Source organism: Lacinutrix mariniflava (genome assembly GCF_001418015.1).
In the GTDB taxonomy this organism is placed as follows: domain Bacteria; phylum Bacteroidota; class Bacteroidia; order Flavobacteriales; family Flavobacteriaceae; genus Lacinutrix; species Lacinutrix mariniflava.
Genome location: NZ_LIQG01000020.1, coordinates 84,325 through 96,730 on the forward strand (window position 1 = coordinate 84,325; position 12,406 = coordinate 96,730).

At 31.9% G+C, this 12,406-nt stretch carries 8 protein-coding genes and 1 pseudogene; 2 read left to right on the top strand and 7 right to left on the bottom strand.

What is annotated here, in order from left to right; genetic code table 11:
* Positions 1 to 161 precede the first annotated feature (161 nt).
* From ASC44_RS03675 to ASC44_RS03695, 5 genes are all read right to left on the bottom strand, one after another.
* A complete protein-coding gene (locus ASC44_RS03675; protein ID WP_055446564.1) occupies positions 162 to 1,610 on the bottom strand; it encodes an alkaline phosphatase PhoX in 1,449 nt (482 codons plus the stop codon).
* 135 nt (positions 1,611 to 1,745) lie between these two features.
* A complete protein-coding gene (locus ASC44_RS03680) occupies positions 1,746 to 3,515 on the bottom strand; it encodes an ABC transporter ATP-binding protein (protein ID WP_055446272.1) in 1,770 nt (589 codons plus the stop codon).
* A gap of 172 nt (positions 3,516 to 3,687) precedes the next feature.
* Positions 3,688 to 6,261 carry a T9SS sorting signal type C domain-containing protein gene (locus ASC44_RS03685; protein ID WP_055446273.1) on the bottom strand — a complete coding sequence of 858 codons (2,574 nt, stop codon included), beginning with the start codon at positions 6,259 to 6,261 and terminating at the stop codon, positions 3,688 to 3,690.
* 142 nt (positions 6,262 to 6,403) lie between these two features.
* Positions 6,404 to 8,011: a hypothetical protein gene (locus tag ASC44_RS03690; protein WP_055446274.1), complete on the bottom strand. Its 1,608-nt coding sequence runs from the start codon at positions 8,009 to 8,011 to the stop codon at positions 6,404 to 6,406.
* An 86-nt stretch (positions 8,012 to 8,097) separates the two neighbouring features.
* The gene (locus ASC44_RS03695) at positions 8,098 to 8,544 is read right to left on the bottom strand and encodes a DinB family protein (RefSeq protein WP_055446275.1); all 447 of its coding nucleotides are present in this window, start codon (positions 8,542 to 8,544) and stop codon (positions 8,098 to 8,100) included.
* A gap of 64 nt (positions 8,545 to 8,608) precedes the next feature.
* On the opposite strand from ASC44_RS03695, the gene ASC44_RS03700 reads away from it, so the two are divergent.
* The gene (locus ASC44_RS03700) at positions 8,609 to 9,844 is read left to right on the top strand and encodes a multidrug effflux MFS transporter (RefSeq protein ID WP_055446276.1); all 1,236 of its coding nucleotides are present in this window, start codon (positions 8,609 to 8,611) and stop codon (positions 9,842 to 9,844) included.
* On the opposite strand, the gene ASC44_RS03705 is transcribed toward ASC44_RS03700, so the two are convergent.
* Both ASC44_RS03705 and ASC44_RS03710 read right to left on the bottom strand, forming a co-directional pair.
* Positions 9,841 to 10,902, bottom strand: a complete 1,062-nt coding sequence (locus tag ASC44_RS03705) for a proline iminopeptidase-family hydrolase (protein WP_055446277.1) — start codon at positions 10,900 to 10,902, stop codon at positions 9,841 to 9,843. The two genes, ASC44_RS03700 and ASC44_RS03705, sit on opposite strands and share 4 nt — an antisense overlap.
* Before the next feature lie 45 nt (positions 10,903 to 10,947).
* On the bottom strand, positions 10,948 to 11,709 hold the full coding sequence (locus ASC44_RS03710) for an NYN domain-containing protein (protein ID WP_055446278.1): 762 nt from the start codon (positions 11,707 to 11,709) through the stop codon (positions 10,948 to 10,950).
* A 478-nt stretch (positions 11,710 to 12,187) separates the two neighbouring features.
* Between ASC44_RS03710 and ASC44_RS03715 the strand changes: the two are divergent.
* A pseudogene (locus ASC44_RS03715) lies at positions 12,188 to 12,403 on the top strand (peptide-methionine (R)-S-oxide reductase); the annotation flags it as partial.
* Positions 12,404 to 12,406 lie beyond the last annotated feature (3 nt).

Sequence of the window (12,406 nt, forward strand, 5' to 3'; positions counted from 1 at the left end):
TAATACATTCTTGCAGTTTAGTCTTATAATAATTTTCGAGAAGTGAAATTGAATTTACCTCGTAGCTTTTCTCTTCTTGTTTACAGTTAAAAAAGAGTAACAAAAACAAACACGCACAAAATGTGCGTGTTCTGTTAAATTTTATGATGGAAAATAACATATTACCTTTCTAATCCGTTTATAGTAAAAAGCATACTACCTTCTCCTGTTGTAGGTGCCGAATTTGCACTTGGATCTGTAAAATTGTTATTCCAACCATGATTTTGAGTTGTTAAAAGAAATGTACCGTCAACACCTACGGTTTCAGATATATCAATCATACCAGTTAATTCCCAAATACTATTAGTTGTACCATAACCTTGAGCTGCTGCATTATCTTGACCGCACTCTAAAACTGTTTTTAAATCTCCTGTATTCAAATTGTATTGGTACAATTGAGCAAAATGCTGCTTGTCTGGCGTATCAAAATACCCATTAGGATCTTCTTGAATATATGCATAGTTTTCGGTAACTACGATATTGTCTGGACTATGGAACATTTTGGCTTTTCCATTTTCTAAATCTCCATCTAATACACAAGTAATAATTCCTGATGAAGAAGGATCATTTTCATTCAAGGTTACTTTATAAACACGACCATAACTTGTTCCTTTCCCTACTAAACCTGGTTTTTTTCTTCCTGTTACACAAAAATAGATTTCTCTATTATTTACAGCAGAACCTCTTCTCCAATCAATGTCTTCCAATCTAGAAAAACCCATTGCTCCCTTGGTTTTAGCTTCTGTATCTAACATGTTAATTTCTGTTTCTTCTAATGGCACAAAATCAATAGCGTAAGATTGACCTTCTTGCATATCTACCTCAAAATCAATAGTATCGTCTGTAACACGTAAAGCAAATAATTGTCCTCCGTATAAATCGCCACGATTACCAACATACATTCCTAATTGTCCTGAAGGTGTTTCGTTATCCGCATGATCATCTCCAATAAAAACTACTGTTTTATCGGCATAAGCATCTTTACCAATTACTACTGCATTTTCTGTAGACCATTGTCCTAATGCTGGAAGCATTTGTGCATAAGATGAATTACCAGAACTCTTAAAAGGATCTGTTACAAAAACACCTTTACTTGCTCCTCCCCATTCTCCTCCAGATAAATATAATGGTCCAAAACCATGTTCTTGAGGTGTTACTAGAGATCCTGAGCATTGTGCTGTAGACGCTGTTGCATTAGCGTTTAAAATATACTCTCCTTTTACAGGTTTAAAAGTCTCATCTAACTCTATACGCGCTATTGCATAATCTGCCTCAATATTATTTATTAAAGTAAATGTACCATCATCATTTTTTAATAAACCAGAGCCATCTGCCATAGAACCAAACACAAAATCTGGAGATTGTTCTAATTGATCTTCCGAAGTTAGCAATGGATAAATGTTTACATCACTAAATTCTGAAGTAAGATTTAAAAAAGTAGGCGTTACAGATCTATCTTTTAACTCTACTGGATTTACGTTCTCTACTTCTACGTTATTATCATCTTCTTTACAAGATGCTAATGCTAAAAGAGAAAAGACTCCTAGTGATAATTTAAAATAGTTTTTCATTGTGTTTTTTTGGTTTGTTAATTCTGTTGCAAAACAAGACAAACTATATTAACACAATGTGTTCTAAAAAATATCTAAATATTAAGGTTAGTTTAAGTGAATGTTAACTATGACGTTAAGGTAAATAAAAGGTTATTAAATCTTAGCTTGATAAGTATATAGGTCAAAATACCTTCCTTCTGAAGCAATCAACTCATCATGATTACCACGTTCTGCAATTTTACCTGCTTCAATAACTAGTATCTGATCTGCTTTTCTAATAGTACTTAACCTGTGAGCAATAACAATAGTAGTTCTGTTTTTTGTTAATTCTGCTAAAGACTTCTGTATTAAAGCTTCACTTTCTGTATCTAAGTTTGAGGTTGCTTCGTCTAAAATAATAATTTTAGGATCTGCCAAAATCGCTCTAGCAATGGCAATACGCTGTCTTTGTCCTCCAGATAGCTTCACTCCTCTTTCTCCTATTAAAGTTTCTAAACCTTTATCGAAACGGTCTGTAAATTCATTTACATAAGCTGCTTTAACTGCCGCTTGTAATTGTACTTCTGTTGCATTTGGTCTTGGAAACATAATGTTTTCGCGTATTGTACCTTCGAATAGGAATTCGTCTTGTAAAACAACTCCTAAATGCTTTCTAAAACTGTTCAGTTTAACTTTAGACAAATCTTCACCATCTATAGTTATCTGTCCCGATTCTGGGTTTAAAAATGTTGCAGATAAACCTGCTATTGTCGATTTTCCAGATCCACTACTTCCAACTAAAGCAATTACAGAACCAGATGGTGCCTTAAAATCTATATTATGAAGTACAGGTTTTCCTTCTTCATAAGAAAAATTGACATTATTAAATGCGATATCACCTTTTACGTTTTCTAGTTCTACGGTACGGTTTTCGTCATCATCTTCAGCAGCCATATTCATAAGCTCTTCTGTTCTGTCTAAACCTGCTAAAGCTTCAGTTAATTGACTTCCAATATTACTCATTTGAATAATTGGAGCAATCATAAAACCTAATACTAAAGTGAAGAAAAGAAAATCTCCAGTAGTCATTTCACCTTGAATCATATAATAGCCACCAATTCCCATAATTCCGGTTGTAGCAACACCAATTAAAAATGTTGAAGAACTAGTCATTAAAGCCGTAGCCGTTAAACTCTTTTTTACATTTTGATACAATTTATCTACACCTTTTTCGAAAGCTACATTCTCTTGTTCTTCTGCATTAAAAGCTTTAATTACTCTTACACCTGCTAACGTTTCGGTAAGACGACCTGTAACCTCAGCATTAATTTTACCTCTAGTTCTAAAAATTGGTCTTATGTATTTAAAGGCTTTTAGTGCAATTATTCCAAAAATTGATAAAGGAACAAATACAAAAAGTGTCATCCATGGATTTAAATTAATTAATATCACTAGAGATACGACTGCTGTAAATGTACCACCAACCAATTGTACTAAACCAGTGCCTATAAGGTTTCTTACACCTTCAACATCTGTCATTATTCTTGAAACTAAAGCGCCTGATTTTGTGTTATCGAAAAAGCTAATAGGCAGTGATAATACTTTCTTTTGAACTTGAGCACGTAACTCTGAAATAAGATATTGTGCTTGTACACTCAGTATTTTTGTAAGTAAATAAGAAGTAACTGCTTGCACTGTTATTGCTGCAATTACTATAAGAATAAGCGTCCATAATTTGTTTGAATCTCCACTTGGTACAACATCATCTAACAATACTTTACTTTGCCAAGGCAGTATTAAACCAGAAATACTTTTAATTATTATTAATACTAGACCAATAAACACCAATTTACGTCTTGGCCAAATAATGGTTTTAAACGCTTGTTTTAAGGTTACTTTTGGCTTTGCTGTATTTTTAGAATCTTCGGTTTTTAAATGTCGCATATTAAATAATTATTGAGCAAAGATACGTTTGAAAAAAGCAATAGACTTCTACTAATAATTTAATGTTTTGTTAATTGAGAATAAACTTTAAATATTGTTAAATATATGCCATTAAAAAAGAGCCTCAATAGAGGCTCTTTTTCTTTTAATGTCACTAATAATTATCAACAATCTAGAACATTAACTTTTTAGTAATAATAGCGTTATTAGACAAGGTAACATTAATAAATAGCGCTTGATTATTTCTCTTTATAGATTCAACGTTAAACGCCTTCTCTCCGATATTTACTTTATCAAATATTCTTCTTCCTAAAGCATCAAAAACAGTAATACTATTAATAGTATGCGTTGACGATTTTACTTTTAGTTGCTCACTTTCATTTTCAAAGAATTTAATTTCGAAAGCTATTTCATTTTCATCTACTCCTAAGGTAGAAGCATCGTTTAAACTACTTATCCAAGCTCCTCTACCATAAGTTCCGGCAACAATTTTAGCTGTAGCGTAGTGTATTTCTAAATCTCTAACTGCTGTATTTGGCAAACCAATATTAAACAGCTCGAAAGATGATAAATTATTATTAACATAATATACACCTATATCGCCTCCCACATAAATAGCATCTGAAGTAGTATTATTAGTATAAACTATGGTATTCATTGGTATATTAGGTAATCCTGCTGAAATATTAGTCCAAGTAGTACCTCCATTCACAGATTTGTACACTTTAGTTCCTGCTTCGTAACCCGAATACGTTACCCAAATTTTATTTACATCTGTATTTGATACTGTTATACTTGACAATGCAACTGTAGTTGGTAAAGCTCCTGTAACATTAGTAAAGGTTGCTCCATAGTCTGTAGACTTAGATACTGCATTATCTTGTACTGTATAGATTACAGCATTATTACTAGGTGCAACTACAAAATCTTTAATACTTCCTGTTCCAGAAGAAGTCGCTAATGCAGACCAATTATCTCCCTGATTAGTAGATATATATAATGTTGGTGTACCTCCTGAATAAATAGTGTAATTATCTACAGGATCCATTTTAAATGGGCTATAAAAATCTATACCTGTTGGAAGACCTGTTACAATTTGAGTCGTGGTTGTACCACCATCGTAAGTACGCGCATATTTACCTTCTACATATTGAGTGTACACGGTATTATTATCTGTATAATCTATAAAACATTCACCGCCATCTCCACCATTTATGGCGTACCAACTCGATCCTGTTTTTAAAATTGAACCGTTATCTTGCTCACCAGCTATTATACTTGTTGCAACTAAAGGTGATAAGCCTAATTTAACTATCTGTCCTATTCCCATATTACCACTAATATCTACCCAATCATTACCATTATCTGTAGATTTAAAAATACCTCCATCATTACAAGAAAACATTGTTGATGAACTTCCAGGCATATAATACAATTCGTGAACATCTGCGTGAATTTCACCAGAATCCCAAACCGAAGTATTAGTCCAATTTACACCACCATCATAAGATTGCCAATGATTAACACCACCGGTTGTAACAATATTAGAATCTGTAGGTGATACTACAATAGATAAATCGTAAAATCCTTGACCACCAGTATCTCCTCCATTACCATCATAACCCAATAAGTTTGGTGTAGTAGATTGTGTTGAAAAAGTAGTTCCACTATCTGTAGAACGGTACAAACCATTAAAATTATTACCGGTAGCATTAGCACATAATGCATAAACGTAACTATTATCTCCCGCTGTTACACCAAGTGCCATTCTTACAATACTACTAGATGCTGGCAAACCAGAAGTGATTTCTGTCCAATTTGCACCAAAATCTGTAGATTTAAAAAATTGAGTACCAGAAGCATATACAGTTGTAGAACTTCCTGGTTTTAACTCCATATCTTGAAGGTTAGGATCTCCATTAGGAAATACGCCATAGAAAAATGTTGCCCAACCATCGTTAGTGTTGTAAGTACCAACATTAGTAGATGCAATCATTTTTAATGGGTCATTTGGATCCATTACTAATTTAGAAATAAGATAACCATTAGAAGGAGGAACCGCAAATGAAGTTGTATTCCAAGTCGCACCGCCATCTGTCGATTTTAAAACACCAATAGTTTTTCTATTACCTTCTAAGTCACCAGTAGCAAGGTACATAATATTAGTATTTGTAGGATCTATTACTAAATCTGAACAGCCAATAGCTGCTAAAAAGTCGGTATTGGTTGTCCAAGACGTTCCACCATTTATAGATTTCCATAAGCCACCGTCTGGTGTACCAACATACATTATATTGTTGTTATCAGGATTGAACCTTACAAAGTTAGTTCTTCCTGCTCCTGTTGTGGTATAAGGAGATGGTCCTCCTGCTGCACCAATTGGTCCAATCTCTGTCCAATTTGCTGGTGAGCTACTTTTGTTTGCACTATTATTAGCAGCGGTTTTACTATTATTTGTTCTCTTTAACCAAGATATGTAATTGTTATATGTGTTAGATGGTAAAGTTATATCTCCAGAAGGATAAACTCTTGGTGCCATATAATCTTCCCATCTTTTAAAAGGTTTATAACCTTGTCCTCTCTCTGGTGTTTTATCTTTCCAATATGAATTAAAGTCTGCTTGAAGATCATAGAAATTAGCCTCATTTGTATTACTATAAATAGAAGTCCAATCTGCATCTTTTTTAGCTTGACCAGATGCTAATCCAATACATAATACAAGTAGGAGAAATGTAATTTTTTTCATTTTTATTTTAATTAGGGTTATTATACTGTAAATATCAATAACCTTTAGATAGAATAAAAAATAATGACTACTCACTAATTACTCACAGCAAAAAAACATTGTTTTTACTGGATATACAGCGGTATTACAAAAAACGAACGTATTAACTAAGTGCTTTGTTATTTGAAGCAACCGTATCAAGAAATTCTAATAAACTTAGGTTAGATTCTGATAATTTAAGCTTTTTACCAATACGAAAACGCTTATTTTCTATAGCTCTTAAAGACTTGTTTAAAAACACTGCTACTTCCTTATTTTTAAAACCTATTTGCAGGTAATAACAGATAATAATTTCTGATTCATCTAATTGAGGATATTCTTCATTTATTTTATTAAAGAACTCAATATTTAAATCATTAACAAGTTCTAAGTGGCTTTTACTTTTATCTAAAACAGTAGAAGAATTTAAATGTAAATCTTTATACAATTTTTTAATTTGCTCTCTCTGTAACGAAACATCGTTTAATCTTGAAATACTTTTAATCTCCTTTTTAACTTCTACTATATAATCTTCTAATCCACGAACTTTAACCTTTAATTTTTCATGACTGCTTTGCATATATGAATATTCATCCTTCCGTTTTGCAAACTCGTTAATTTTCTGTTTTATTTTTTTATAACGCGTGGTAATAAAAATGGTAAGTCCTATTAAAACAAAAATCAAAATGCCTATAAAAATCCTATTAAGGTTTTTCTTATTGGTTTCATCTTCTAATTGTGTGTCTTTTTTTGCTAACGTTTCATTTAAATGAAGACCTGCATTCATTGTTTTTTCCAGAAGCGTATTCTTAAATTGAAGTAATGAGTCGGTATAAATTTTATAATACTCATTATTACCCGATTTCTTATAAGCTTCAGCATATAAGCTATAATAATCCTCCAAATTATTATAATTCATATTACTTGTTAATGCTTTATTTTTTTTCAAGTAATAGAATGTAGAGTCCAAATTATTTCCATCAAAATGGTGATGCGCCATGGTCGCCGTTAAACCTACTTTATAACCAGCATAATTAGAATAATAAATTGTTTTATTGTCTTTTAAAGATTCAAATTCCTTGCGAAATTTAAAAGCATTATCAAAATCTTTTAATTTCATATAATTTGAGGTTAACATAAACACTGCAAATAAGTGATAATAAGCGTCATCTTTAATGGCTCTAAACTCTTCTATATTTTTTAAAATAATTTCAATACTCTCTTCTTGTTTTTTATTTACAAAAGCCACATAAGCTGGCATAAGCTTTACTTCGGCTAATCCATTTACATTATTAGATTTAGTATAGTATTTTTTAGCTTTATCTAGATATGCAAAAGCCGAGGAATCTTTACTTACAAAATAAGTATTTGTAAAAAGCTCTAAACTTGCCATACCAGCAATATCATATTTTTCCTCAATTTCGGCATATTTTATTGCCAATCTATAATCTTGGTAAAGCTTTGCTTGGTTCCTTGATTTATCTGAAATTAATCCTTTAAGCTGATAATAATTCGCTAAATATCCTTCAATACTAGTCTCAACCGGTTTCGGTATCGAATCTAAAAACTGCTTAGCAACATTAGGCACTTCATCTACATAAATATCTGCCGAATCAATAAATCTAGAATATTTTTTTGAAGCTAGATTTTGAGAAAACGAAAAACTACTAAATAGAAATACAGTTGTATAAATAATTATTAGCCTTATATCTCCTTCTCTTTTTTCTATCATTTAAACGCTCTTATATTTAATAATGGAAAACAAATTTAGATAAATTAAGTAGTAATCCTTGTTAAGTTGAACTTCAATTTTAGATACTATTTATCAAAAAAACGTCTGTGGTAATTTATTTGCCCTAAATGATAAGACAAATGCATGACTAAGTGCATTAAAAAATATTCTGTTGTCATAGTCTCTTCGAGCGCTCTACGTTTATACTCTTTCTGCAAGTCTGTTTCTGTTAATGTTTTTAAGGTGTTTTCGACTACAATAATTGTATCCTTAACTTGACTTATTAATTCTATTCTAGGTACATTTTTAAGTGAAAATTCTAAATCGCGTTGCCTCACATAACCTGTATTACCTAAAGAAGCACCTATAAAAGCATTTAAATTACCAACTAAATGAAGGCATAGGTTTCCAGCTGAATTTGTAATCGTGTTATTTACATTCCACAAGGCTACTTCATTTGAGTATGCTTCAATTTCATTAATTAAGATATTTAAGTCTCTTTTGTATAGTTTTATTAAGCTTTCTATTAGCATAATTTAATTTTTTATTAGGATTTGAAAAGCTAAAAATAGACAATAATTGGTTTACTTTTGTTGCATGCAAGAGAACCAAACTGTAATAGATAAAAACCAATCTGTTAATTTCGAATTTATAGCTTTAATGGCGTCTTTAATGTCTATTGTCGCTTTGGCTATAGACGCTATTTTACCTGCAATCTCTTATATTGGAATAGACATTAATAGTCTAGATAGTAATAACAACCAATTATTAATTACCATGATTTTTTTGGGATTAGGTTTTGGGCAATTATTATTCGGACCACTGTCCGACAGTTTTGGAAGAAAACCAATAGTTTATTTTGGTTTTAGCGTCTTTGCTATTGGTAGCATTGTTTGCGTACTTTCTCCAAGTTTAGAGTGGATGATTTTTGGTAGAATTTTACAAGGTATAGGTTTAGCAGCACCTAGAACTATTGCTATTGCTATTATTAGAGATAAATTTAAAGGTGATTACATGGCAAAAATTATGTCTTTTGTGACCACTTTCTTTATTCTAATTCCAGTAATTGCTCCACTAACAGGAAAATTTATATTAAACCATTACAATTGGAGAGGCATTTTCTACGGACAATTAATTATGTCTTTTATAGTTTGTATTTGGTTTTGGAAAAGGCAACCAGAAACACTTAAACCAGAATATAAAATTAAGTTTAGTATACATGAGTTTTTGGATGGATTAAAAGAACTTCTTAAATATAAAATTTCTTTAGGGTTCACTATAATCTCCGGTTTTATATCCGGTGCTTTTATAGTGTATTTAAGTGCTTCTCAAGTTATTTTTGAAAACCAATATGGTTTGGTAGAAGAGTTTCCATATATTTTTGCGGGCTTAGCAGCTGGTGTTGGATTGTCTACTTTTTTAAACGGCTCTTTTGTAATGCGTTTAGGCATGTGGCGTCTGGCCTTTATTGCATTAATAGTGTTTAGTCTTAATTCCTTGGTATATGTGCTGTTATTTTGGAATGCAACCACAAACCCATCCTTACCAATACTACTAATATTTATGGCAATACAGTTTTTAACTATTGGTTTTATTTTTGGAAACGTTAGAGCCATTACTATGGAACCTATTGGGCATATTGCAGGAATTGGAGCTGCGATTACAGGTTTTGTATCTACACTAATGGCTGTACCAATTGCTAACTTTATTGGTAGCTTTCTAAATGATACCGCTTTACCTCTGTTTCTTGGCTTTACTATATTTGGAGGTCTTTCTTTATTAATTTTTATGAGAATGCGTGTATTACATACTAGAGAATTAGCAAAAACTTAATTAGCGTTAAATGTGCCATCATCCACACTTTTAATAAACTCAATTAAACCTTTAAAAAACACTTTCTGATCATCGAACTGGGATAAGTGACTCCCATTTGGGCACAATAGAAAATCACCATTTTTAACCTCAGTACTAATCCACTCCATATGTTTTGGATCCATAGTATCGTGCGTTGCACCAATAGTTAAAGTTGGAATAGTAATTTCTTTTAGTCTGTCTTTTACATCCCAATTTTTAAGTGTCGCATCACCTTTAATTCCAAATTCACTTGGTCCTTGCATGGTTACATAAACATCCGGATTTAAGTGTTTAAACGAACGGTTTATAGGTTCCGGCCATTGGTCTACAGGCATTCTAATAACATGTTCTGTATAGTAGTTATTTACAATTAACTCCATGTATCTAGGGTTACTATAATCTTCGGCATCTTCAAATGTCATGATTTCTTTAAGCACTTCGGGCTTCATTTGTAGTGCTAGCACCTCATCACTATATTTTTGATAATCAGGAATAGAAGCTACCATATTAGAAATTATTAAGCCTTTCATATTTTCTTGATATTTTAAAGCATATTGCATGCCTAAAATGCCTCCCCAACTTTGTCCATAAAGGTAGAAGTTGTCTTTATCTAAGTCCAAAGCAATACGCACTTGCTCTACTTCTTCTACAAAACGATCTAAATCCCAAAGGCTTAAATCTTTTGGTTGATCGCTGTAATACGAACCTAATTGATCGTAATAATAATATTCTATGTTTTCCTGCGGAAAATACCCATCGAAGCATTCGTAAATTTCATGTGTCATTCCTGGTCCACCATGTAACAACAATACTTTCATGGTTGGATTATTACCTACACGTTTAGTCCATACTTTAAACTCACCTTTTGGTGTTGTAATAGGAATCATCTTTATACCTCCAAGAAACTGATCTTTCTCTTGTGGTTTTAAATAGTTTTCTGCGGAATCACTTTGCACGATAACATGTTCTTGAACCTCTTGTTTACAACTGAAGCATATGACAAGTATTAAACTTAGAAATAGAATTTTGCTTTTCATAGTACTGATGGATTAGAATATTTTTAGGATTAAAAAATCAAGGGTTTATTTTCTTCTTCCTTTTCCTTTTTTTTCTTTAATTTTAACGTAGACCAATTTCAAACGACCTCTATTGTCCTCACGCCTGTCAATTTCAAAAGAAGGAATAGAACTTATTAAAGGTGTTAGTTTTTGAAACCCATAATTTCGTGAATCAAAATTAGGTTGTTTCTTTTGCATTAAACTCCCAACATCGCCTAAAAATGCCCAGCCATCGTCATCTGAAAGATCATCTATTGTCGACGCTATAAAAGTAATATCCTTTTGTGTTATTTTGTCATACTTGCTTTGTTTTATCGTCGCTTTTTCGGCATGCTCCAAATCATTTTCTTCAGATTGATTTCTTAAAATCTCTATATAAATAAATTTATCGCAAGCCACGATAAAAGGATTTGGTGTTTTCTTTTCTCCAATACCGTACACCTGCATTCCTGCTTCACGCAATCGCGTAGCCAAACGTGTAAAATCGCTGTCGCTCGAGACTAAACAAAAGCCGTCAACTTTTTCAGAATATAAAATATCCATAGCATCTATAATCATTGCAGAATCGGTAGCATTTTTTCCTACAGTGTAAGCATATTGTTGTATAGGTGTAATAGCATTTTCTAAGAGTAAATTTTTCCACTTATTTAAATGTGGCTTGGTCCAATCTCCGTAAATACGTTTTATAGTTGGATTGCCATATTTTGCAATCTCCTCCATCATCTCTTTTACATTGGCAGATGGTATGTTATCACCATCTATAAGTACTGCTAATTTTATATCCATAGTTTTTTTAAAAGTAATCGTTATACACACATAAAGATAATTGGTTCAAAGCAAAAAACCACTCAAAATGGAGTGGTTTTATTAAACTTTACTTTAGCACTTATGTACGTTTTGCTTTTTTAGCTAATTTTGCAGCCTTTTTTTCTTTAGGCGTTAATGCAGCCTCTTTTTTTACATTCTTTTTTGAATCTTGCGATTTTGCCATGACTTTATATTTTAGTATTAATCTTTTTATTTAAAGATTAAATATAGTGAATGGTTTGATAACTATTTATTTTTAATCTGAATTTATTTTCAAAAATGACTAAAGTAATTAAGGAAATAGAACTCTATCAAAGTTATTTCAAAGTTCAATTAAGCTATAAATATTTAAGGTGATCTTACTTTTTGAGTACCAACCACTACCTGTAAGTAATCCCTAAATTTCCCGACTAAGTTTAAAAGCATATACTAATTTAACAAAGAAAGGAACTCTAGTATGCTTACTTGGAAAAACGTAATTAATTTTACCGTAAAAGGCAATCCAACGCCTGACAAAACAGTCGAAAAAACAGAAAACCAATGGAGAACTCTACTCACTCCAGAACAGTTTAAAATTACCAGACAAAAAGGAACAGAAGCAGCACTATTCGATTCTACCATAAAATTTAGTTTAGGAACGGGTTGGTCTAGTTTTACACAACCTATTAAAGAAAGA